This is a genomic window from Tessaracoccus lapidicaptus, from assembly GCF_001693815.1.
GTDB classification, from domain to species: domain Bacteria; phylum Actinomycetota; class Actinomycetes; order Propionibacteriales; family Propionibacteriaceae; genus Arachnia; species Arachnia lapidicapta.
This window is the reverse complement of record NZ_MBQD01000011.1, coordinates 377,047-400,863: the sequence shown is the minus strand read 5'-3', so window position 1 is coordinate 400,863 and position 23,817 is coordinate 377,047. Positions and strand designations below refer to the sequence as shown.

Sequence of the window (23,817 nt, the reverse complement as noted above, 5' to 3'; positions counted from 1 at the left end):
GTGCCGTGACCTGACCGTTATTCTCGCACACCGCACAAGCCTCCGTCGCATGCCCCGCCGGGAATCGCCGTCAGTTACGGCTGCATGACGGGCGACTCGCGCAGCGGGTCCCCGATCCGCTCCCCCACCAGCGGGCCCTGCGCCAGGCGCGTCAGCAGCGCCTGGGCCGGCACCCGCGCGTCGAGTTGGCGCAACGCCGTCACCACGTCGTCCGGGCGGACGAGCGGCGTCTGGTGGACGGACCTCAGCGCCAGCGTCTGGTCGTCGATCGCCCGCAGGATCAGCACCGCCGCACGGACGTCGAAGGTGCGCATGCCGTTCTTGGTCAGGCGCTCGACCGTGTACTCGTCGCGGTCCAGCAGCCGCGACGCAGCCTGTCCCAGAACGCCGGGCTGGGCGCCCGCGAGCGTCATCTTCCAATCCGACACCTGGAGCAGGTCGCCCAGCGACTCGGGGCGCCCCTCGGCGACGTCCAGGATGACGAAACCGTGCGGCAGCACGTCGTTCAGGGCCGCCGCCACCTTCTGCGGATCGCAGACCTCGGCGAGCGCGAGCTCGACGTACTCCGCCTCGGACGCCGCCGACGTCGGCGCCGCGTTCGCGTAGGAGATGCGCGGATGGGGCGAGAATCCCGAGGAGTAGGCCATGGGGATCTCGGCGCGGCGCAGCGCCCGTTCGAGCGCACGGCCGAAGTCGCGGTGCGACGTGAAGCGTCCCGGGCCGCGCTTGGCGTAGCGCAGCCGGAGGCGCTGCGCGGGCGGGGCCTGCTGGACCGGAGGTTGTCGTTGAGCCACGCCCGGCAGTGTAGACGAGCGCGCCTCAGCGCTTCCGGTAGAGCTTCTTGCTCTGGAAGACCGGTTCGCTGGTGACCTGCACCCCGAGGCTGCGGAAGATGGCCTCGTCGACCGGCCCGAGGATGACCGTGGTGTGCACGTCGCACCCCCTGAGGCGCGGCAGCTGCGACATGGCGCGGCGCGCGTTGTCGTCGTGGGTGGCACCGACGGCGAGCGCGATGAGCACCTCGTCCGTGTGCAACCTCGGGTTGGCACTGCCCAGGTGGTCCGTCTTCAGCGTCTGGATCGGGCCGATGGTCTCGGGCGCCAGCAGGTGCACCTCGTCGGGCAGGCCGGCGAGCGCCTTCAGTGCGTTGAGGAGCACCGCCGACGAGCTGCCCAGCAGCGCCGAGGTTTTGCCGGTCACCACGGTGCCGTCGGGCAGCTGCAGCGCGGCGGCGGGGGCCTTGGTGCGGCGCTCGGTGTCGAGGGCAGGGGCCACGACCGGCCGGTCCTCCTGCGCTATGCCCAGCTGGCTCATCGTCAGGGCGATCCGCTCCGAGACCGTGGGCTCAAGCTCCTCGCGGCGCTCGTGGACCAGCGCCTTGAAGTAGCGGCGGATGACCTCCTGCTTGGAGGCGTCCCGGCACGCCTCGTCGTCGGAGATGCAGTGGCCGGCCATGTTGACGCCCATGTCCGTGGGCGACTGGTAGGGCGACTCCCCCAGCATCCGCTCGAACAGCATCCGCAGCACGGGGAAGACCTCGACGTCGCGGTTGTAGTTGACGACCTGCTCGCCGTAGGCGGCGAGGTGGAACGGGTCGATCATGTTGACGTCGTCGAGATCCGCCGTGGCCGCCTCGTACGCGAGGTTCACGGGGTGGTCGAGGGGCAGGTTCCAGATGGGGAAGGTCTCGAACTTGGCGTAGCCGGAGTCGATGCCGCGCTGATGGTCGTGGTACAGCTGGGACAGGCAGGTGGCCATCTTGCCGCTGCCGGGACCCGGTGCCGTGACGACGATGAGGTCGCGGGTGGTCTCGATGTAGTCGTTGCGGCCGTAGCCGTCGGCGCTGATGATCAGCGCCACGTCGTTCGGGTATCCCTTGATCGGATGGTGGCGGTAGACCTTGACGCCCAGCCGCTCAAGCTTGCGCTTGAAGGCGCGCGCCTGGCGGTGCTCGTCGGTCATCTGCGTGATCACGACGGACCCGACGTAGAGGCCGTAGGACCGGAACTCGTCGATGAGCCGCAGCACGTCCGCCTCGTAGGGGATGCCCAGGTCGGCGCGCTGCTTGTTGCTGGCCAGGTCGTGCGCGCTGACCGCGATGACGACCTCCACCTCGTCCTTCAGCGTCTCGAGCATGGCGATCTTGTTGTCGGGCGTGAAGCCGGGCAGGACGCGCGACGCGTGATGGTCGTCGAACAGCTTGCCACCGAACTCGAGGTACAGCTTGCCGCCGAAGCGGCGACGGCGCTCGTCGATGTGCTGGGACTGGAGGGTGAGGTACTTCTGGCGGTCGAAGCCGACCCTGCGCGCGTTATCCACGGAAGGCCACCCTATCCCAGCCGGGCCGGGCGGCCGTCCTCAGGCGAGGTTGGGCTTCGCGACCATGAGCGGCAGCAGCACCTTGCCCGTGGGGCCGATCTGGATGTCGGTGTCCATCTGAGGACAGACGCCGCAGTCGAAGCACGGGGTCCAGCGGCAGTCCTCCACCTCGCGCTCGTCGAGGGCGTCCTGCCAGTCCTCCCACAGCCAGTCGCGGTCCAGCCCGGCGTCGAGGTGGTCCCACGGGAGGACCTCCTCGTAGCCCCGTTCCCGCACGGTGTACCAGTCGAGATCCACTCCGTAGGGAGCCAGCTCCTCGGTGGCCGCCGCGACCCAGCGCTCGTAGCTGAAGTGCTCGTTCCAGCCGTCGAACTTGCCACCCTCGCGCCAGACCCGCTCGATGACCCGGCCGACGCGGCGGTCCCCACGCGACAGCAGCCCCTCGATGACGCCGGGCTTGCCGTCGTGGTAGCGCAGGCCGATGGCCTTGCCGTAGTTGCGGTCCTGCCGGATGGTGTCGCGCAGCAGCAACAGGCGGTGGTCGATCGTCTCGGCGCTCGCCTGAGCGGCCCATTGGAACGGAGTGTGCGGCTTGGGGACGAACCCGCCGATGGAGACGGTGCAACGGATGTCGCGGGTGCCCGACGCGCGGCGCCCGGTCTCGATCACCCGGCGGGCGAGGTCCGCGATGGCGAGGACGTCCTCGTCGGTCTCCGTGGGCAGGCCGCACATGAAATACAGCTTGACCTGCCGCCAGCCGCTGGAGAACGCCGCGGCGACTGTGTTGATGAGGTCGTCCTCGGTCACCATCTTGTTGATGACCTTGCGCATGCGCTCCGAGCCGCCTTCGGGCGCGAACGTGAGCCCGGAGCGGCGCCCGTTGCGGCTGAGTTCGTTGGCGAGGTCGATGTTGAAGGCGTCAACGCGCGTGGACGGCAGCGACAGGGACACGTTGGATCCCTCGTAGCGGTCCGCCAGCTGTCGCGTGACCTCGGCGATCTCGGAGTGGTCGGCCGACGACAGCGACAGCAGTCCGATCTCCTCCAACCCCGTCGCGCGCAGACCGCCCTCGACCATGGCGCCGATGGTCTCGATGTTGCGTTCGCGCACCGGCCGGGTGATCATGCCGGCCTGGCAGAAGCGGCAGCCGCGGGTGCAGCCGCGGAAGATCTCGACGGAGTAGCGCTCGTGGACCGTCTCGGCCATCGGCACGATGGGCTTCTTCGGGTAGGGCCACTCGTCGAGGTTCATCAGTGTGTGCTTGCGCACCTGGAAGGGCACCTCGGGCCGGTTGGGGGCGACGCGCTGGATCCGGCCGTCGTCGAGGTAGTCGACGTCGTAGAACCGGGGCACGTAGAACGCGCCGGTGGAGGCGAGCCGCAGCAGCAGGCCCTCGCGCCCGCCCTCGCGGCCGTCCGCCTTCCACTCCCGGATGATGTCGGAGATCAGCAGGGAGGCCTCTTCGCCGTCGCCCAGGACCGCGACGTCGATGAAGTCGGCGATCGGCTCGGGGTTGAAGGCCGCGTGCCCGCCCGCGATGACGATCGGCTCGTCCTCGCCCCGGTCGGCCGCGTGCAGGCTCATGCCGGACAGATCGAGGAGGTTGAGCAGGTTGGTGTAGCCGAGTTCGGTGGAGAACGACACGCCCAGCACGTCGAACATCCGCACCGGGCGGTGCGCGTCGAGCGTGAACTGGGGCACGCCGGCGTCGCGCATGCGCGCCTCCATGTCCGGCCAGATGGAGTAAGTGCGCTCGGCGAGGATCCAGTCGCGTTCGTTGAGGATCTCGTAGAGGATGGCGACGCCCTGGTTGGGCTGGCCGACCTCGTAGGCGTCAGGGTAGGACAGGCACCAGCGGACGTCGACGTCCTCCCAGGCCTTGACGACGGAGTTGTGCTCCCCGCCGACGTACTGGATGGGCTTGCTCACCTGCGCGAGCAGCGGCTCCAGCCGGTCGAACAGCGAGTGCGTGGGCAGGGTGGGCAGTGTAGTCATGGTGCCGTCAAGGATAACCGCGGGGCCGACGTTCCCTATCCCTCGCCGAACCAGAGCGCGATCTCGCCGGCCGCCGCCTCGGTGGAGTCCGAGGCATGGACCGCGTTGCGTCGCGTGGACTCGGCGAAGTCGGCCCGCACCGTCCCGGGGTCCGCCTTCGTCGGGTCGGTGGCCCCGTGCAGAGCGCGCACCCGGGCCACGGCGTCCTCGCCGCGCAGCACCATGGCGATGAGCGGCCCCTCCGTCATGAACTCGCGCAGCGGGGGGTAGTAGTCGCGCTCGACGTGTTCGGCGTAGTGCTGGTCAGCGAAGGCCGCGTCGATGCGGCGCAGCTCCATGCGCGCGATCTCCAGCCCCTCGTCCTCGTAGCGCGAGAGGATGGCGCCGACGCGGCCGGCGGCCACTGCGTCGGGCTTGATGATGACGAACGTCTCTTCGGTCACTGGCGCTCCTTGTCGCTGTGCATGGTCTCGAGCCGGCGGCCCAGCACCATGCAGGTCACCCAGATCAGGGCGAAGATGATACCCATGGCGTACATCCACGGGGTGAGGACGCCGAGGCCGATGATGACGGCCTGGGCCGCCCAGCCGACGAGATAGCCCCACCGACGGCGCAGGCCCGCGATGCCGGCCACGCACAGCAGGGTGGCGACCGCGCACCAGAAAGCGGCCACCGCGAGGCTGATCCCCTCGGCCTGGATCATGCCGATGTAGGCGAGCCAGATGACGACGACCTCGAACAGCAGGACCGACATCGCGGCCGGCCGCATCGGGTTCGTGGGTTCGAGCGTCATGACTCGTCACCGTGCGCGGTCAGGAGGTCTCGCGCCTCGCCGGCGGCGATGACCGAGCCGGCGACCAGGACCCCTCCGTTCATACCGAGTGTGTCGGCCAGCATCACTGCGATGTCCAGGGCCTCGGCCATGCCCGGGGCGCGGTGGACCTGCTGCGGCGGGAACACGGACTCCGCGACCGCCGCGAGGTCCTCGACCGAGCGCCCGCGATCCGTCGATGAAACGGTCGTGACGACGACGTGCTGCATCTGCTCGGCGAAGATCGTCAGCACCTCGTCCGCGTCCTTGTCCTGCATCATCGCGACGACTCCCACGAGAGGGTCGAACGAGTAGGCCTCGGCGAGGGCGTCGATGGTCGCGCGGGCGGCCGGCGGGTTGTGTGCGGTGTCGAGGAGGATCGGGGGCGAGGTGCGCACCTGCTCCAGCCTCGCGGGCGCCTCGACGGCGCCGAGCCCCTCGACGATGATGTCCGGGTTGAGCGGCTGCGACCCCAGGAACGCCTCGACGGCGGCGACCGCCAGCGCGGCGTTTCGGCCCATGTGCTCCCCGTAGAGGGGCAGGAAGACGTCACCGACCGGACCGCCGGCCGTATCGAGACGCAGCACCTGCCCGCCGACCGCCAGCTGCCGCTCGAGCAGCCCGAAGTCGGGACCTTCGACGGCGATGGAGGCGCCGACGTCCATGGCACGCTGCAGCAGCACCCGCGCGGCCTCGGGATCCTGGCCCGCGAGAACGGCGCGGGAGCCCTCCTTGATGATCCCCGCCTTCTCTCCGGCGATCTCGGCCAACGTCGATCCCAGGATGTGCATGTGGTCCATGCCGATGGGGGTCACGACGGCGACGGCCGGATCCGCGACACTCGTGGCGTCCCAGCGGCCACCGAGCCCGACCTCCATCACGGCGACATCGACGGGGGCGTCGGCGAACGCGGCGTACGCCATCCCGGTGATGACCTCGAAGAACGTCATGGCCACGCCGTCGTGGCGCTCCTCGTCCACCATGGCGACGTACGGCTCGATGTCGCGCCACACCTCGTCGAACCGCTCCTCGCTGATCGGCTCGCCGTCGATGCTGATCCGCTCGCGCACGTCGCTGAGGTGCGGGCTCGCGAACCGCCCGGTACGCAGCCCGGCGGCGCGCAGCAGCGTCTCGATCATGATGGCCGTACTGCCCTTGCCGTTGGTGCCCGCAACCTGGATGACCGGCACCGCGCGGTGGGGATCGCCCAGCAGGTGCATGAGGGCGGAGATGCGCGAGAGGCTGGGCGCGACCCGGTGTTCCGGCCAGCGGGCGGTGAGGGCGGCCGTGAGCGCGGCGTGCGTGGAGTGAGTCATGGTGCCGCCTAGCCTACTGGGGCCGTCCCGCTGGAGGCGCGTCACGGCGGGAGCCGTTGCGTGTGCCGGTTAGGATGGCGACGCCGCGGCCCCGCAGGAGGTCCGGCCCCGCACCGCCACACCAGGAGCACACGTCGATATGGCCAACAACTCGTCGCTCAGCAAGCGCGCCGCCCTCCGGCAGCAGCAGGAACTCGAGGAGCGCAACAAGCGGACCCGCAGGATCCTCGCCGTCGGCGCCGGGCTCGTGGCGGTCACGGTCGTCACCGTCATCGCCATCGTCATCTTCCAGGCCCTCGGCCGGAACGCGACGGTGGCTGAGGAGCAGCTGACGCCGCCGAACGCCACGGAGGGCTACGGCATCCTCCTGGCCGGCAAGGCACCGCAGGAGGGCACCCCCCACCTCGTCGTGTGGGAGGACTTCCAGTGCCCCGCGTGCGCCGCGCGCGAGGAGGACTACGGGCCGATCATCGAGCAGCTGGTCGCCGACGGGTCCATCACCGCGGAGATCCGCACCGCCTACTTCCTCGACGCTGGCCTACGCAACGATTCCTCGAAGCGGGCGGCGCTGGCGGCCGCCGCGGCTGCCGAGGTGGGCGCGTTCGACGAGTTCCACAAGGTCGTCTACGCCAACCACCCGGCCCAGGAGGGCCAGGGCTTCACCGAGGAGCAGCTGCGCGTCGACTTCCCTGCGCTGGCGGGCATCCAGGGCGAGGACCTCACGCGCTATCAGGAGCTGTACGACACTCGGGCCTTCGACGAGTTCACGACCAACGCCCACGACAAGTTCGGGACGGATCAGATCGGCTCGACGCCGACCTTCCTCGTGGGCGGCCAGCGCCTCGAGTTCTACGACCAGGAGGCTCAGACGGTCCTCATCGAGCCCACCGTCGAGAGCATGCAGGCCGCCATCGACGAGGCGTTCGAGGCGAGCGGCCAGCAGCTGGACAGCTGACCCTCCGCGGGGCCACTAAGATCGGGGCCCATGACCGCATCGACCGCTCAGCGCGCTCTGCCCGACAAGCCCGTCCTCGAAGGCCTGGAGGCCAAGTGGGGCGAGGTATGGGCCGAGGAGGGCACGTACGCGTTCCGCCGTCCTGCCTCCCGCGACGACGTGTTCAGCATCGACACCCCGCCTCCGACGGTGTCGGGTTCGCTGCACGTCGGGCACGTGTTCAGCTACACGCACACCGACACGATCGCCCGCTATCAGCGGATGCGTGGCAAGCGCGTCTTCTACCCCATGGGCTGGGACGACAACGGCCTGCCGACCGAGCGCCGGGTCCAGAACTACTACGGCGTGCGGTGCGACCCGTCGATCCCGTTCGACGCGGGGTTCCAGCCGCCGGCGAAGCCTGACCCCAAGCGGCAGGTGCCGATCAGCCGCGCCAACTTCATCGAGCTGTGCCACGAGCTGACCGCCGTGGACGAGCAGGCGTTCGAGGACCTGTGGAAGCAGCTCGGCCTCTCGGTGGATTGGTCGACGCTGTACACGACCATCTCCGCGAGCTCGCAGGCGGTGGCGCAGAAGGCGTTCCTCCGCAACCACGCCCGCGGGGAGGCCTACCTCAGCTACGCACCGACGCTGTGGGACGTGACGTTCCACACCGCCGTCGCGCAGGCGGAGCTGGAGGCCCGCGAGTACCCCGGCGCGTACCACCGTGTCGCGTTCCACCGCGCGGGCGGCGAACCCGTCTACATCGAGACCACGCGGCCGGAGCTGCTTCCCTCGGTCTGCGCCCTGATCGCGCACCCCGACGACGAGCGCTACCAGCCGCTGTTCGGCAGCACCGTCACCTCGCCGCTGTTCGGCGTCGAGATCCCGGTGCTCGCCCACCCGGCGGCCGAGCCCGACAAGGGCGCCGGTATCGCGATGTGCTGTACGTTCGGCGACCTCACCGACGTGCAGTGGTGGCGCGAGCTCAACCTGCCCACCCGGACGGTCATCGGCCGCGACGGCCGACTACAGGCGGAAACGCCGGAGTGGATCGTCAACGCCGGCGCCTACGAGCCGCTCGCCGGCAAGACGGCGTTCTCCGCCCGCGAGGCCACCGTCGCGATGCTCCGCGACAGCGGCGACCTGGACGGCGAACCCAAGCCGACCACGCGCATGACCAACTTCTACGAGAAGGGCGACAAGCCGCTCGAGATCGTGGCCACCCGCCAGTGGTACATCCGCAACGGCGGCCGCGACGAGGACCTCAAGCAGCGGCTGCTCGAGCGCGGCCGCGAGCTGCGGTGGACGCCGGAGCACATGGCTCACCGCTACGAGAACTGGGTCGGCGGCCTCAACGGGGACTGGCTGATCTCGCGCCAGCGGTTCTTCGGAGTGCCGTTCCCGGTCTGGTACCGCCTGGACGGCGAGGGCGAGCCGGACTACGAGAACCCCATCGTCGCCGACGAGGCGTCGCTGCCGATCGATCCCGTGACCGACTGCCCGCCCGGCTTCTCCCCCGACCAGCGCGACCAGCCCGGCGGCTTCATGGCCGATCCGGACGTCATGGACACCTGGGCCACGTCGTCGCTCACGCCGCACCTAGCCACGGGATGGGAGCGTGACGACGAGTTGTTCGGGCTCACCTTCCCCATGGATATCGCACCGCAGGCCCACGACATCATCCGCACCTGGCTGTTCTCCCGCGTGGTGCGGGCACACTTCGAGAACGGGTCGCTGCCGTGGAAGCGGGCGACCATCTCCGGCTTCGTGGTGGATCCGGACCGCAAGAAGATGAGCAAGTCGAAGGGCAACGTGGTCGTGCCCACCGACATCCTCGACAAGTACGGCTCCGACGCCGTCCGGTGGCGCGCCGCCATGGCCCGGCCCGGGATGGACTCGCCGTTCGACGAGACGCAGATGAAGGTCGGCCGCCGCCTCGCGATGAAGGTCCTCAACGCCGGGAAGTTCGTGTTGACGCTGGCGCAGGACCCGGGCGGCCTCGCCGCAGTGACCAACCCCGTCGATCTGGCGATGCTCGCTGGGCTGCGCGACGTCGTCGCCGCCGCCACGAGCGCGTTCGAGGAGTTCGACTACACCACCGCGCTCGAGGCGGCCGAGTCCTTCTTCTGGTCCTTCTGCGACGACTACCTGGAGCTGGTCAAGGAGCGTGCCTACGGCACGCAGGCCACGGCCGAGGAGGCCGCCTCGGCGCAGGCTGCGCTCGCGTTGGCGCTGGACGTGCAGCTGCGGCTGTTCGCGCCGATCCTGCCCTTCGTGACCGAAGAGGTCTGGCGGTGGACCCGCGACGGCTCGGTGCACCTGGCCGCGTGGCCGTCGGTGGACGAACTGCCCGACGGCGACTCCGCCCTGCTCGCCGACGTCGCGACCGCGCTCATCGCCATCCGCGGAGCGAAGTCCACGGCGAAGGTCTCCATGAAGGCCGAGGTGACGCGGGCGGCGTTCGCCGGCCCTGCCGCCGTCGTGTCGCGGCTGCGCACCATCGAGCCGGACCTGCGCGCCGTCGGGCGGCTGGTCGGCGACGTGACGTGGGCCGAGGGCGACGGCCCCCTGACCGTCGCGGTGGACCTGGCCGACCAGGCCTGAATCAGCCTCTGAGAAGGGCCGGTGTCTGCGGACACCGGCCCTTCGGCCATATCTGGAGCGTTGAACACACAATTTCGCGCCACCCCCTTGCATGCTCACACGAGCCGACTTATGGTCGTCCGTAGACCGGTCTACACAGCTCGTTCACAGCCGAACGGGCTCCCAGCACGTTGCCGAGGAGATCATTGTCATGAACCAGCACCGACGACGGGGCGCGGCCATCAGCGTCGCCGCCGCACTCACCCTCCTGTCCGGACTGGCCAGCCCCGCCCTGGATGAGGTGGCTCGGGCAGAAGAGCCCTACCCCGCCGAATGCCCGTGGATGAACACCCAACTCACCGCCGAGGAACGCGCCGACCTGCTGCTCGACGCGAGCACCCAGCACCAGAAGTACCGATGGCTCAATGAGCATGCCGCCAACTCACCCATGCGGACGACCTTCGGACAGACCTCCGCACCCGTGAGCTACCCCGCCCAGGTGGGCTGCACGCCCACGGTGGTCTACGCCAACGGGGCAGAGGGCGTGCACGGCAAGGCCGGGACCACGGCCTGGCCGTCACCCATCGCCATCGCCGCGACCTTCAACGAGGAGCTGAACGAGACGAAGGCCGCGATGCAGGGCAGCGAGGCGTTCGACAGCGGCAATGCCGTCATCCTGGGTCCCGGGATGGCCGGCGGGCGCACTCCCCTGTCCGGGCGGACACCCGAGTACTTCGGTGAGGATCCCGTCCTGAGCGGCGTCATGGGCGCGGCCGCCGTGCGCGGCCTCGAGGACGGCAACCTCGGCAAGGGAGTCATCGCCAACCCCAAGCACTTCGTCGCCAACGAGCAGGAGTGGGATCGGCAGTCCAGCTCGTCGAACATGGACGAGCGCACGCTGCAGGAGTTCTATGTCCTGCCCTACGAGATCGCCGTCCGCGAGAGCGACCCCGACAGCGTCATGTGCTCCTACAACCAGATCAACGGCACGTGGGCGTGCGAGCACCCCATCATGAACGAGGATCTCAAGGACCGCATCGGGTTCAAGGGCTACGTCATGAGCGACTTCGGCGCCGTGCACTCGACCGCGGACGCGCTCAACGCCGGCCTCGACCAGGAACTCAACCGGCCGATCTGGTTCACGCCGGAGAAGCTCGATGCCGCGCTCGCGGCGGGCGAGATCACCCAGCAGGCCATCGACGAGGCCGCCTTCCGCGTGGTGCGGGCCTACATCAACGTCGGCCTCTTCGACAACCCGGTGCCGTCGCCGGCCCTGACCAGCGTCTCGACCGAGGAGCACAAGGCGGTGGCCCGCGAGCTCGCGGAGCAGAGCACGGTACTGCTGAAGAACGCTGACGCGACGCTCCCCCTCACCGACGGGCTGACCGTGGCCGTGATCGGGCAGACCGCCTCCCTGACCCCCACCGACGGAGTGAGCGCGACGACTGCCTGTGCCGCACACTTCCGGTTCCGCAACGGTCCCATCCTCAACTGCGATGCCCTGGTCGACCCACTGACCGCCCTGACCGAGCGGATCGAGGCAACCGGTGGTGAGGTCGTGTTCAGCTCGGGAGCGGATCTGTCCGAGGCAGCCGAGGTCGCGGCCGCGGCTGACGTCGCCGTCGTGTTCGGCCACATCAGGATGGGCGAGTTCGCCGACATCCCCGATCTCAACCTGGACCTCAACGGAGACGCACTGGTCTCTGCCGTGGCGGCCGCCGCGGAACGGACCGTCGTGGTCCTGAACTCCGGCACCGCGGTCGCGATGCCGTGGCTCGCAGACGTCGACGCCGTCCTGCACGGCTGGTACGGCGGCGAGCAGTTCGGCCCCGCCCTGGCCGGGATCCTCCTCGGCGACGTCAACCCGTCCGGCAAACTGCCAATGACCTTCCCCGAGTCGCTCGCTGACACCCCCACGTCCACCGAGGACCGCTACCCGGGCATCGTCGACGAGACAGGGATCCGCCAGGTCGACTACGCCGAGGGCCTGAGTGTCGGCTACCGCTGGTACGAAGCCCAGGACATCGATCCGCTGTTCGCCTTCGGCCACGGCCTTTCCTACACGACGTTCGAGTACTCGAAGGTCAACGTCACGCCGAAGAACAGTGACGGCTCGAAGGCCATCCGGGTGAGCTTCCGGCTCACCAACACCGGTGACACCACGGGCACGGAGGTTGCGCAGGTCTACGCCGACCTGCCCGAGTCGGCGGACCTGCCCTCCCAGCGCCTGGTCGGATGGGAGCGCGTCACGCTGGAGCCCGGCGAGCACCGGAACGTGACGGTCGAGCTGACCCCGCAACAGCTGGCGGACCGCCACCTGCTCCAGGTGTGGGATGAGGGGGAGGACGGCTGGGTGACCCCTGCCGGCACCGTCTCGTTCCGCGTCGGCGGCGCGTCCGACGCTCTCTCGGCCCCGGCCGTGATGGCCCTTCGCTGAGCAGTTCGACGGTGGGGGTGGGCCGCCCGGCGGTCCGCCCCCACCGTCGCGTTCCCGACTTCCCATCACTAGGCTGTCGATCAGCGTCAGACCCAGGAGTGACCATGTCGGTTCGATCCACCGCGACGATCGCCGACGTGGCGCGCCAGGCGGGTGTGTCGCGGGCGGCGGTGTCGAAGGTCATCCGCAACGCCTACGGGGTGAGCGACGACATGCGCCGCCGCGTCGAGGCCGCCATCACGGAGCTCGGCTACCGTCCCAGCATCGCCGCCCGCGCGATGCGAGGGTCCAGCTACACGCTCGGCATCGAACTGCCGACGCTGGCCAACAACTTCTTCGACACGTTCGTCCGGGGCGCCACCAGCGCCCTGGCGGCGAGCCCTTACCAGCTGATCATCGCTCCAGCCGGGCCGGACCACGACAACGGACCCCGTGCCATCCAGGCACTGGCCGACCGCAACGTCGACGGCATCCTCGCCGTGTCCCCCGCCGTCGCGCCCGAGTGGCTGGAGGCCCTCGGCAGCTCGGTCCCGCTGGTGATGATCGGCCGCCACGACGCGTCGGACCACTACGACACCGTCGTCGACGACGACCTCCTGGGCGCGAGGCTGGCGACCGAACATCTCCTCGGCCTCGGCCATCGGCGCATCGCGCACGTCACCCTGACCCCGGAAGCGGAGAGCGGCCTGCCGCAGGCACCGCACGCGCTCCGGACGGCCGGTTACCGGGCGGCCATGGAGCGGGCGGGGCTCGCCGCGCAGATCGTGCACGTCGCGCCGACGGAGGAGGCGACGTACCGCGCGACGCTGGCGTTACTCGGGGCGGATCCGTCGCCGACAGCGATCTTCGCCGGCCACGACGAACTGGCCATGGGGGCGCTGCGCGCCGTGGCCGAGTCGGGCCTCACGGCCGCCCAGTGTTCTGTCGTCGGCTACGACGACACCGACATCGCCGCGCACCCCCTGATCTCGCTCACCAGCGTGGACCAGTCCGCCGCCGAGATGGGCCGGGTCGCGGTGGGGCTCCTCCTGGAACGCATCGCGGGGCGCGGGACCCCGGTCCACCACGTCTTCTCCCCGTCGCTGGTGGCCCGCGCCTCCAGCGCGCAGTGCGCGGGGCGACACTAGAGCCCCAGGCGCTCCAGGTACGCGTTGGCGAAGCGCCGCTCCGGGTCCAGGCGGCGGCGCAGATCGACGAAATCCGCCCACCTCGGGTACCGGGCCGCCACGTCATGGCCGGGCAGCGTGAAGACCTTGCCCCAGTGCGGGCGCGCCGAGGCCGGGAGTGCCCGCTCGATCTCGGGGAGCAGCTGGCGCACGGCCGACTCGTCGGGCCGCCACGTGAAGTGGAGGCCGACCGTGTCGCGTCCCTGCGCGGGCGAGAGCCACAGCCCGTCCGAGGCCATCGTGCGGATCTCGCACACGAACAGCAGGGGCGCGATCCGCGGGGCGAGGTCCTGCACGGCGCGGATGGCGTCGACGGCGTCGCCGCGGTCCACGAGGTACTCCGACTGCAGTTCCTCCCCCACCGACGGTGTGAACTCGAGGCGGAAGTGGGGCAGGCGGTCGTACCAGGGGCCGGGCGCGCCCAGCTGGGGCGTGCACGGCGTGGGGTCGATGCCCGCGATGGGGTGCCGGGGTCCGTCGGCAGGGCGGCCGCCCGCGCGGCGGATCGCGGCGTCATCGACGTCCCCGCCCGACTTCACCCACACCTGCGACACGACGGCCGGATCCTGCCAGTGAGTGAACATGCTGACGCTGTCGCCGGCGCCCGTGACAGCCCCCAGGTCGGCCAGCACGTCGTCCAGCCGCACCCCCTCGTACACGTGCTGGGCGACGTCGCGGGCGGGCGACACGTCCAGCTCGACGTGGGTGAGCACACCGAGAGCACCCAGACCTACGACGGCACCGTCGAAGTCCGGCTCCCCGCGCTCGAGCCGCAGCACCTCGCCCGTGCCCGTGACCAGTTCCAGCGCCGACACCTGCGTCGCGAGCGTCCCGATCCGATCGCCGGAGCCGTGGGTGCCGGTCTGCACCGCTCCGGCCACGGAGATGTGCGGCAGCGACGCCAGGTTCGCCAGCGCCGCGCCCGCCTCGCGCAGGACGGGGACGAGGTCGCCGTAGCGCAGCCAGGCCGGCGTGCGGAGCGTGCCGGGCGCCGTCAGCCTCGGCTCCTCGCCCCGGAGCCGGGCCAGCGACACGTGGACGCCCGGGGTATCGGCGATGTCGTTGAAGCAGTGCCGGGATCCCAGGGCCCGGACCCGCGGCTCGCTCGCCACCAGGGCGGTCAGGTCCTCCACGGAGACCGGTTCAGCGACCCGCGACGAGGAGTAGCTGACGTTGCCCGCCCAGTTCCGCTGCGTCACCGCGCCCCCTCCGGCCGGCCGAAGCGGGCCGGGCCGAGCGACGGCGGGACGGACGCGGGCCGCTCCCCGAGCCGCGTCAGCGCCTCATCGACGGCGCGGTCGAGCTGCTCGTCGGCGTCGGACTCCCATTCCGCCGGCCCCATCTCGACGACGATGTCCGGGTCCACGCCGTGGTTCTCGAGCGTGAACCCGTGTCGGTCGAAGGCGATCCAGTACCTCGGCTGCGTCACCTCGGTGCCGTCGACGAGCGCGAACCGTCCGTCGATCCCGATGACGCCACCCCAGCTGCGCTCCCCGACCACCGGTCCGAGGCCCAGCTCCTGCGCCGCGGCGGTGACGATGTCGCCGTCGGATCCCGCGTACGCGTTGGTGAGGAAGATCACCGGACCACGCGCCGCCTGGCTCGGGTAGGTCGTGACGTCGTCGTGGTGCCGGGCACCGTTCCAGCCCACGGCGCGGCGCGCCAGCCGCTCGATCACCAGCTCCGACGTGTGCCCGCCCGCGTTGAAGCGCACGTCGACCACGACGGCCTCGCAGCGCATGGCGGCGTCGATGAGCCGGTGGAATTCCGCCCAGCCTCGGGCGACCATGTCGGGGACGTGCACGTAGCCCACCCGGCCGCCGGAGCGACGCCGCGTGTACTCGACGCGTCCCGCCACCCATTCGTGATACCGGAGCGGGCCCTCGCTCGCCGTGGGGACCACCGCCACGCGGCGACGCTGCCGACCCTGCACGAGGGTCAGCTCCACGACCTTGTCCGCGGCACCCTGCAGGAGCATGCCGATATCGGCCACGTCCGCGGTGGAGCGGCCGTCGACCGCCGCGATGACGTCGCCTGGGCGCGCCGCGACACCGGCGGCCCGCAGCGGTGAGCGGGCCGTCGGGTCGGACGTCTCGCCGGGCAGGATCCGCGCGATGACCACCTCGCCCTTGGCATTGCGGGTGAACTCCGCCCCCAGGAATGCGACGTGTGCCGCGTCGTGGTGCGCCGACGGCGGATCCACGTAGGCGTGCGAGGTGTTGAGCTCCCCGACGGTCTCCCACAGGACGTCCACCAGGTCGTCGTGCGTGGCGATCCGGTCCAGCAACGGCCGGTACCGCGCCGCGACCGCGGCCCAGTCCGTCCCGTCGAAGTCGTCGCGCCAGAAGTGGTCGCGCATGAGGCGGGCGTTCTCGTCGAACATCTGCCGCCACTCCGCGGCGGGGTCGATGTCGCGCCGCAGGCGGCCGAGGTCCACGGGGATCTTGGCGTCGTCGCCGTCCGGCTCGTGGTCGGACTGCTGCACCCACACCTCGTCGCCGTTTCGCACGACGAGGTGTCCGCCGTCGCCGCTGACCGCCGCGCCGTCGCAGCCGTCGACGACGACCGTGAGCTTGCGGGTCTTGAACGAGAAATGCTCGATCTGATCCTTGACCTCGCCCTCGACGCCGGCGCGCAGGGCCCCCAGCTCGCCCGTGGCGCGCACGGAGAGCCACACGAGCCCGTCCTTCGCGGCCTGCAGGTGGGCGTAACGCCCGGACGGCACGGGCAGCGGCACCATGCGGTCCTCGACGCCTTCCGTGTCGAACACGACCGCCGGCTCCTCCGGCTGGTCCTCGCCGTCCTTCTTGGGCTTGTCGCCGTCGTCGCCGTCCTCGCCGTCGCTGACGGGCCAGCCCTCGGCCGACGGGCCGAAGGGCGCCGGTTCGGCGGCGCCCAGCGGGACCAGCCACGGGCGGGTGGTGTTGGTGAAGGCCAGGTCGAAGCCGAGCTCGTCGTAGGTGGGATCGATGGTGCGGCTGGAGAGGAAGCACAGGTGCTTCCCGTCGCGCGTGAACACGGGCGAGAAGTCGTTGAACTGGCCGCGGGTCAACGTGAAGGCCCGGTCCTCGGTGAGGTCATGACCGACGAGCTGCCCCCGGGTGCCCTCGTTGGCGATGGCGTTGCGCCAGACGAGATAGCGGCCGTCGGGCGACCACGTCAGCCCCGTCGGCTCTCCCGCGGGCGAGCGCCCGATGCGCTTGACGGATCCCCGCGCGACGTCCACGAGCGACACGGTGCCGTCGTGGCTGCCCACCGCGATCTTGGTGCCCTCCGGGTTGGGTTCGAGCGTCATGATCCGGCCCAGGCGGCCGGTGCCCAGACGGCGAGCGGCGCCGTATCCGTCGAGCTGCCGGATCTCCAGGGCGTCCTCGCCCGTCTCGTCGGTCACCCAGACGCCGCGGCCGGTGCCGGCGAGGAACCTCGGCTCCCGGATGCGCGCGCCGGGGACGTCTGCGACCGCCCGGCCGGGGCCGCCGCGATGCGTCAGGAGGTACGCGGCGCCGCGCCACTCCACGAGCGAGGTGTCGCCGCCGCGGTCCGGCGCGATGACCTCGAGGCGGTCCGTGGGCGCCACCGGCATCGGCTGCGGCCGGCCCACCGGGACCGTGACGTCGACCCGCCGCGCCTCGGCGTCCAGGGAGGGCAGGTGGTAGACGACGCCACGGGAGTGGTAGACCACGCCGGCCCCGTCGCTGGTGGCGTCACGCACGTAGCCCTCGGACTCGGTGTGCGCGGTGTGGCTGCGCAGGTCACCGCCGGCGGCGTCGACGGACCAGACCTGGGCCTGGACGGCGGCACCGTCGCCCAGGTCCGAGGTGAAGACCAGCCGGTCCCCCACCCACGTGGGGTGGAACAGTCCCGCCGTCTGGTCGGCCAGCAGGCGGGTCCAGTCCCCGCGCCCGTCCGGCGACGTGTAGAGCCGCGCCGCCATGCCGCCGCGGTAGCGCTTCCACCCCGAGGGGTCCCGGAAGTTGGCGGAGGCGACGGCCACGCGGCCGGACGCGTGCACCGCGGCGGAGGTCGCCAGGCCCCAGGGGAGCCGGGTGAGCTGCCCGTCGAGCGACAGGGAGTACATGGCGGAGTCGACGCGGTGGAAGCCCTCGTGCTGCGAGCACACCAGGATGTGCGAGTCGTCGAGCCAGCCCGACACGAGCATGGGGCGGCCGCTCAGCCAGGTGAGACGCCGGGTGCCGCCGTCGAGGTCGACGACGTGTGCGTCCCAGCCGCCGTGCGTCGTCGCGGTGAAGGCGACGCGTGAGCCGTCGGGAGAGAACCGCGGGCTGCGGGGCGTCTCCTCGCCCAGCGTGATGCGGGCGGCCCGGCCCCCGTCGAGTGGGGCGAGCCACAGGTCGTCGTCGGCGACGAAGACGAGCTGGTCACGGTGCAGGTGCGGGTAGCGCAGGTAGCCGTCAGTCACCGGCCCCACGATACCGGCTACGCGAGGGCCCGGACCGCCTCGAGGGTGTCGGCCTCGGCCGCCGTCTTGTCGTCGCGGTAGCGCAGCACGCGCGCGAACCGCAGCGCGACGCCGCCCGGATACCGGCGCGACCGCTGGACGCCGTCGAAGGCCACCTCGACCACCTGCTCGGGCCGGACGTGCACGACGTGGCCCTCCCGGCCCGTCGCCAGCTCCAGGAAGCGGGCGGTCTGCCAGGTGAGCATCTCGTCGGACATCCCCTTGAAGGTCTTGCCCAACATCGAGAAGCCGTCGCCGTCGCGGGCCCCGAGGTGGATGTTGGACAGGAGGCCGGAGCGTCGGCCGCTGCCCCACTCGACGGCCAGCACCACGAGGTCCAGGGTGTGCCGCGGCTTGACCTTGACACAGGCGGAGCCGCGGCGGCCGGCGTCGTACGGGGCGGCCAGGTCCTTGATCACGACGCCTTCGTGGCCGAGTGCGATCATCCGGTCGAAGAACGCCGCGGCCTCGCCGGCGTCTGCCGTGACGAGCCGGGGGGCCACGGCCTCCGGCGGCACGATCCGCGAGAGTTCGGCGGCGCGGACGCGTGCCGGCTCGTCGATGAGGTCCCGGCCGTCGACGTGGAGGACGTCGAAGAACATCGGCGTGAGCGGCACGGTGGCGCGCAGTGCGGTGGCGTCGCGGCTCATGGTCCGCGAGCCCGTGTCCTGGAACGGCCGGGGGCGGCCGGTCGCGTCGAGGGCGATGGCCTCGCCGTCGAGGACGAGCCGCAGGGGCCCCAGGCTCCTGGCGACGTCGACGACCTCCGGGAGCCGCTCGGTGATGTCGTCCAGCGATCGGGTGAAGACCGTCACGTCGTCGCCCCGGCGGTGGACCTGGATGCGGATGCCGTCGATCTTGCCGTCGACGCAGACCTCGCCGTCGCTCTGGTCCATGGCGGCTGCCACATCCGGGGCCGACGCCGCGAGCATCGGCCGCACCGGCCTGCCGACCTCGAGCCGGAACGCCGCCAGCGCGTCAGCGCCGCCCCGGAGCGCCGCGGCCGCGACGGGACCGGTCGGCGCCGAGAACATCGCGGCCCGCCGCACCAGCTCGACCGGCACGGCGGCAGCCTCGGCGACGGCGTCCAGCAGCAGGGAGTCGAGTGCCCCCTGGCGCAGTTCCCCGGTGATGAGCCCGCGCAGGGCGTCCTGCTCGGCGCCGGTGGCGCGCGCGAACAGCGCCGTGACCTCGCGGGCGCGTTCGCCTTGGGAGCCGGACCCGGCGAGGAGGGAGAGCCGCTCCAACGTGGCGTCGATCTCGAGCGGCGTCAACGACGGGGCGGCCGCCGGGGCGGGCAGATCGGCCAGGCCGCGCCATCCGACGCCGGTCCGCCGCTGCCGCACCCGACCGGAGAGATACGTGGCGACGACCTCCGCCTCGTCAGCGGAGGCGGACCGCAGCGCGCCCGCAAGGAGGCGGCGCTTCTCCAGCCGGGACCGCGTGGCCGCGACGGCCCCGGAGACGGCGACCAGTTCGCTGAACAGCATGGCCCGCGCCCGGAGTGGGTCAGGCGGACATGTCGCGGCGGCGGGCCAGCTTGGCCCGCGGCACCATGGTGGGCGCGGCGAGTCCCTCGACGGCGTCGCGGGTGACGAGCACCTGCGCCACGTCCTCCTCGGAGGGCACCTCGAACATGACGTCGAGCAGCAGCTCCTCGAGGATGGCACGCAGGCCGCGGGCGCCGGTGCCGCGCACCAGGGCGAGTTCCGCGATCGACTCGACGGCCTCGTCGGTGAACTCCAGCTGGACGCCGTCGAGTTCGAAGAGCTTCTGGAACTGCCGCACCAGGGCGTTGCGGGGCTCGACGAGGATCCGGACCAGCGCCTCGCGGTCCAGCGGCGACACCGACGTGATCATGGGCAGGCGGCCGATGAACTCGGGGATGAGGCCGAACTTGTGGAGGTCCTCGGGGCGGACGGCCGCGAACGGCTCGCCCTCGGGGGCGCGCGCCTCCGTCGAGTTGTTGAACCCGAGCGGGCGCTTGCCGATCCGCTGGTTGATGATCTCCTCGAGGCCCGAGAAGGCGCCGCCGACGATGAACAGCACCTTGGTCGTGTCGATCTGCAGGAAGTCCTGATGGGGATGCTTGCGGCCGCCCTGCGGCGGCACGGACGCGACCGTGCCCTCGAGGATCTTCAACAGTGCCTGCTGCACGCCCTCACCGGACACGTCGCGCGTGATCGACGGGTTCTCGGACTTCCGCGCCACCTTGTCGATCTCGTCGATGTAGATGATGCCGGTCTCAGCCTTGGCGATGTCGAAGTCCGCCGCCTGGATCAGCTTGAGCAGGATGTTCTCCACGTCCTCGCCGACGTACCCCGCCTCGGTGAGCGCGGTGGCGTCCGCCATCGCGAACGGCACGTTGAGCATCCGTGCGAGCGTCTGTGCGAGGTAGGTCTTCCCACAGCCCGTGGGGCCGATCAGGAGGATGTTGGACTTGCCCACCTCCACGTCGTCGTGTTCGGCGCGGCGGCCGTGGCTGCCCTGCTGCGCCTGGATGCGCTTGTAGTGGTTGTAGACCGCCACCGACAGCGTCTTCTTCGCCGAGTCCTGGCCGATGACGTAGGTGTCGAGGAAGTCGCGGATCTCGCGGGGCTTGGGCAGTTCCGCGCCGAGGCCGGTGTCGGTCGGCTGGGGGAACTCCTCCTCGATGATCTCGTTGCACAGCCCGATGCACTCGTCACAGATGTAGACGCCGGGGCCGGCGATGAGCTTCTTGACCTGCTTCTGGCTCTTGCCGCAGAAGTTGCACTTGAACAGGTCACTGGACTCGCCGATGCGCGCCACGTCGCCCACCTCCTTCATTGTCTCGTGCGTGGGCTCCGTCAGAGCCCCACCCTACCCGCGCCGCGCCGCCCACACGGGAGACACACCAACCCGGATCCGTGGGGCTGCGCCGGATGGCGCCGCCCCACGGACGGGAGGTCAGCCCAGGTCCTTCAGCGACGGCAGGATGTCGTCGACGATGCCGTACTCGACCGCCTCCTGCGCGGTCAGGTACTTGTCGCGCTCGATGTCCTTGCTGACCTTGGCGAGGTCCTGACCGGTGTCGGCGGCCAGCATGTTCTCCATCAGGGCGCGGATCCGCAGGATCTCCCTGGCCTGGATCTCCAGGTCAGAGGACTGGCCGTAGCCGCCCTCGGTGGCCGGCTGGTGGATGAGGATCCGCGAGTTCGGCAGGGCGAGCCGCTTCCCCTTGGTGCCGGCAGCCAGCAGGACGGCGGCCGCGGAGGCGGCCTGTCCCAGGCACACCGTCTGGATGTCCGGCTTGATGTAGCGCATGGTGTCGTAGATGGCGGTCAGCGCCGTGAAGGAGCCACCGGGCGAGTTGATGTAGATCGAGATCTGCCGATCCGCGTCCATCGACTGCAGGCACAGCAGCTGGGCCATGACGGCGTTGGCCACGTCGTCGTTGATGGGGGTGCCGAGGAAGATGATGCGGTCCTCGAACAGCTTGGTGTAGGGGTCGACGCGCCGCACGCCGTAGCTGGTGCGCTCCTCCCACTGCGGGATGTAGTAGTTCATGTCCATTCCGGGCCGGGCGACGCCCTCGGGCAGGGTGCTCATCACTGGTTCGGGGCCTCCGTCTTGATCTGCGCGGCGCGCTCGAACACGTGATCGATGAACCCGTACTCGAGAGCCTGCTCCGCGGTGAACCACCGGTCACGGTCCGAGTCCGCCTCGATCTGGTCGATGGTTTGACCGGTGTGCTTGGCGATGAGCTCGGCCATCGTCTTCTTGATGTGCAGGGACTGCTCGGCCTGGATGCGGATGTCGGAGGCCGTGCCGCCGAGGCCGCCGGACGGCTGGTGCATCATGATGCGGCTGTGCGGCAGCGCGAACCGCTTGCCGGGCGTGCCTGCGGACAGCAGGAACTGCCCCATCGACGCGGCCAGGCCCATCGCGACCGTGGCGACGTCATTGCTGATCCACTGCATGGTGTCGAAGATCGCCATGCCGGAATCGACGGAGCCGCCCGGGGAGTTGATGTAGAGGAAGATGTCCTTGTGGGGGTCCTCCGCGTTCAGCAGCAGCATCTGCGCGCAGATCGCGTTGGCGTTCTCATCGCGCACCTCCGACCCGAGGAAGATGATCCGGTTGGCCAACAGGGACGCGTAGACGTTGTCGGTCAGGCCGAGGCCGGAGCCGCCGGGCCCCGCCATTCGGATGTCGTTCGAAGTGTTGTTCACCCCACTAACCTACCGGCAAACCGCCGCCACCCAAGCGGGTGGGGCGGTGTTCGCCGACGGCTGTCTCAACGACGAATCGCCGCCCGGTGATCCGGGCGGCGATTCGCGACGTCAGGGGCTACGAGGGACGCTCAGGCGTCGGTCTCGTTCTCCTCGGCCTGCTCCTCCGCGGTGACCTCGTCGGCCGCCTCGATGGGGTCCACGGCCAGCGAGGTGTCGACGGCGTTGCCGTCGGCGTCGGTGACCTTGGCGTCGGCGCAGATGGCGGCCAGAGCCTTGCCGCGGCGGATCTCCTGCATCCACTCCGGCATGTGGTTGTGCTCCATCATGTGGTTGATCTCGTCCTGCGGGCTCGTGCGGTTCTGCTGAGCCTTGCGGAAGATCAGCTCGGTGAGCTCCTGCTGCGACACGTCGATGGAGTGCTCGTCGGCGTAGACGTCGAGGACGACCTGCGCCTTGAGCGCCTGCTCCGAGCGGGTGTCGATCGTGGCCCAGAACTCCTCCTCGGTCTCCGCCTCCTCGTCCTCGGCGTTGGCGAGGTAGTCGGCGACGGTGAGGCCGCCGGAGGCCAGCTGACGCTGCACCTCACCGCGACGCGCCTCTAGCTCGCGCGACAGCACCGACTCCGGAAGCGGGACCTCGACCTGCTCGATGACGGCCTCGAGAACCTTGTCGCGGGCGTCGGCGAGCTGGTCGGTCTTGACCTGCTGTTCGGCACCCTTGCGCAGGTCCTCCTTCATCTCCTCGACCGTGTCGAACTCGGAGATCAGCTGGGCGAACTCGTCATCGACCTCGGGGAGCTTCTGCTCCGAGACCTTCTGCACGGTCACGGTGATCTCGGCCTCCTGGCCGCGGAACTGGCCGCCCACCAGAGTCGAGGTGAAGGTGGCGGACTCGCCGGCCTTCAGGCCCGTGACGGCCTCGTCGAGGCCCTCGAGCATGTTCTGGTCCTGGCCCACCTTGTAGGTGATGCCATCGGCGGTCGCGTCGGGCAGCGTCTCGCCGTCCTGCTTGGCCTCGAGGTCGAGGGTCAGGACATCGCCCTCGGCCGCGGCCCGCTCGACCTCGGTGGTGGTGGCGAAGCGCTCGCGGAGCAGCTCGATTCGCTCCTCGACGAGAGCGTCGACGTCGCCCGCGTTGTCGACGGTGGCCGTGATGGCGGCGAAGTCGGGCAGGGTCACCTCGGGGCGGACGTCGACCTCGGCGGTGAACTCGACGAGTTCGTTGTCCTCAAGCTTCGTGACCTCGACCTCGGGCTGCGCCATCGGCACGACCTTGTGCTCGGTGACCGCCGCGTTGTAGGCGTTGGGCACGGCCTCGTTGATGGCCTCCTGCAGCACGACCCCGCGACCGAAGCGCTGGTCGATGACGGCGGCGGGCACCTTCCCCTTCCGGAATCCGGGGATGTTGACCGACTCGGCGATCTCCTTGTAGGCCTTGTCGAGGTACGGCTTGAGATCGGCGAAGGGGATCTCGACGGTGAGCTTCACCCGCGTCGGGTTGAGCTTCTCAGCGGTGCTGGGCACGAATGGACTCCTGAAGTTGGACATGAATCACCGGCGAGTCTATCGGTCATCGGGCGGGCGACCAATCGGCGGGCC

At 70.5% G+C, this 23,817-nt stretch carries 17 protein-coding genes; 4 read left to right on the top strand and 13 right to left on the bottom strand.

The genetic code is table 11. The features are described 5' to 3' along the window. Nucleotides 1-74: 74 nt before the first annotated feature. Genes BCR15_RS05140 through BCR15_RS05115 form a run of 6 tightly spaced genes read right to left on the bottom strand, consistent with a single transcriptional unit; the run spans nucleotide 75 to nucleotide 6,441 of the window. On the bottom strand, nucleotides 75-794 hold the full coding sequence (locus tag BCR15_RS05140; protein WP_068751045.1) for a TIGR03936 family radical SAM-associated protein: 720 nt from the start codon (nucleotides 792-794) through the stop codon (nucleotides 75-77). A 25-nt stretch (nucleotides 795-819) separates the two neighbouring features. Beyond that, a complete protein-coding gene (locus tag BCR15_RS05135) occupies nucleotides 820-2,319 on the bottom strand; it encodes a DUF1846 domain-containing protein (RefSeq protein ID WP_068751043.1) in 1,500 nt (499 codons plus the stop codon). Nucleotides 2,320-2,358: 39 nt separating this feature from the next. Then, nucleotides 2,359-4,296, bottom strand: coding sequence for a TIGR03960 family B12-binding radical SAM protein (locus BCR15_RS05130; RefSeq protein WP_141680039.1), 1,938 nt, complete (start codon nucleotides 4,294-4,296; stop codon nucleotides 2,359-2,361). A gap of 53 nt (nucleotides 4,297-4,349) precedes the next feature. Continuing rightward, on the bottom strand, nucleotides 4,350-4,757 hold the full coding sequence (gene ndk, locus BCR15_RS05125) for a nucleoside-diphosphate kinase (RefSeq protein WP_068751039.1): 408 nt from the start codon (nucleotides 4,755-4,757) through the stop codon (nucleotides 4,350-4,352). Next, the gene (locus BCR15_RS05120; protein ID WP_068751037.1) at nucleotides 4,754-5,107 is read right to left on the bottom strand and encodes a DUF4233 domain-containing protein; all 354 of its coding nucleotides are present in this window, start codon (nucleotides 5,105-5,107) and stop codon (nucleotides 4,754-4,756) included. Before BCR15_RS05120 ends, ndk begins: the two co-directional genes overlap by 4 nt. Continuing rightward, nucleotides 5,104-6,441 (bottom strand): bifunctional folylpolyglutamate synthase/dihydrofolate synthase, encoded by a 1,338-nt coding sequence (locus BCR15_RS05115; protein WP_068751035.1) that lies wholly within the window; start codon nucleotides 6,439-6,441, stop codon nucleotides 5,104-5,106. Before BCR15_RS05115 ends, BCR15_RS05120 begins: the two co-directional genes overlap by 4 nt. A 139-nt stretch (nucleotides 6,442-6,580) precedes the next feature. On the opposite strand from BCR15_RS05115, the gene BCR15_RS05110 reads away from it, so the two are divergent. The 4 genes from BCR15_RS05110 to BCR15_RS05095 all read left to right on the top strand — a co-directional run bounded on the left by BCR15_RS05110 (nucleotide 6,581) and on the right by BCR15_RS05095 (nucleotide 13,525). Continuing rightward, nucleotides 6,581-7,396: a DsbA family protein gene (locus BCR15_RS05110; protein ID WP_068751033.1), complete on the top strand. Its 816-nt coding sequence runs from the start codon at nucleotides 6,581-6,583 to the stop codon at nucleotides 7,394-7,396. A 30-nt stretch (nucleotides 7,397-7,426) separates the two neighbouring features. Next, entirely contained in the window at nucleotides 7,427-9,982 is a 2,556-nt protein-coding gene (valS, locus tag BCR15_RS05105) for a valine--tRNA ligase (RefSeq protein WP_068751031.1), read from the top strand. Between the two features lie 190 nt (nucleotides 9,983-10,172). Beyond that, nucleotides 10,173-12,398, top strand: coding sequence for a beta-glucosidase family protein (locus BCR15_RS05100; protein WP_068751029.1), 2,226 nt, complete (start codon nucleotides 10,173-10,175; stop codon nucleotides 12,396-12,398). A 104-nt stretch (nucleotides 12,399-12,502) separates the two neighbouring features. Further along, nucleotides 12,503-13,525, top strand: coding sequence for a LacI family DNA-binding transcriptional regulator (locus BCR15_RS05095; protein WP_068751027.1), 1,023 nt, complete (start codon nucleotides 12,503-12,505; stop codon nucleotides 13,523-13,525). Here the strand turns inward: BCR15_RS05095 and BCR15_RS05090 are convergent. The 7 genes from BCR15_RS05090 to tig all read right to left on the bottom strand — a co-directional run bounded on the left by BCR15_RS05090 (nucleotide 13,522) and on the right by tig (nucleotide 23,742). Next, entirely contained in the window at nucleotides 13,522-14,763 is a 1,242-nt protein-coding gene (locus BCR15_RS05090) for a D-arabinono-1,4-lactone oxidase (RefSeq protein WP_068751025.1), read from the bottom strand. The genes BCR15_RS05095 and BCR15_RS05090 overlap by 4 nt on opposite strands. Then, nucleotides 14,760-17,984, bottom strand: a complete 3,225-nt coding sequence (locus tag BCR15_RS05085) for a S41 family peptidase (protein WP_068751022.1) — start codon at nucleotides 17,982-17,984, stop codon at nucleotides 14,760-14,762. The genes BCR15_RS05090 and BCR15_RS05085 overlap by 4 nt, the downstream gene beginning before the upstream one ends. A gap of 17 nt (nucleotides 17,985-18,001) precedes the next feature. Next, nucleotides 18,002-19,513, bottom strand: coding sequence for an ATP-dependent DNA ligase (locus BCR15_RS05080; RefSeq protein ID WP_068751021.1), 1,512 nt, complete (start codon nucleotides 19,511-19,513; stop codon nucleotides 18,002-18,004). Between the two features lie 19 nt (nucleotides 19,514-19,532). Then, a complete protein-coding gene (gene clpX, locus BCR15_RS05075) occupies nucleotides 19,533-20,813 on the bottom strand; it encodes an ATP-dependent Clp protease ATP-binding subunit ClpX (protein ID WP_068751131.1) in 1,281 nt (426 codons plus the stop codon). Nucleotides 20,814-20,951: 138 nt separating this feature from the next. Then, nucleotides 20,952-21,593 carry an ATP-dependent Clp protease proteolytic subunit gene (locus tag BCR15_RS05070; RefSeq protein WP_228383430.1) on the bottom strand — a complete coding sequence of 214 codons (642 nt, stop codon included), beginning with the start codon at nucleotides 21,591-21,593 and terminating at the stop codon, nucleotides 20,952-20,954. Further along, nucleotides 21,593-22,189: an ATP-dependent Clp protease proteolytic subunit gene (locus BCR15_RS05065; protein WP_068751127.1), complete on the bottom strand. Its 597-nt coding sequence runs from the start codon at nucleotides 22,187-22,189 to the stop codon at nucleotides 21,593-21,595. The genes BCR15_RS05070 and BCR15_RS05065 overlap by 1 nt, the downstream gene beginning before the upstream one ends. A 158-nt stretch (nucleotides 22,190-22,347) precedes the next feature. Beyond that, on the bottom strand, nucleotides 22,348-23,742 hold the full coding sequence (tig, locus tag BCR15_RS05060; protein ID WP_078919676.1) for a trigger factor: 1,395 nt from the start codon (nucleotides 23,740-23,742) through the stop codon (nucleotides 22,348-22,350). Between the last annotated feature and the right edge of the window lie 75 nt (nucleotides 23,743-23,817).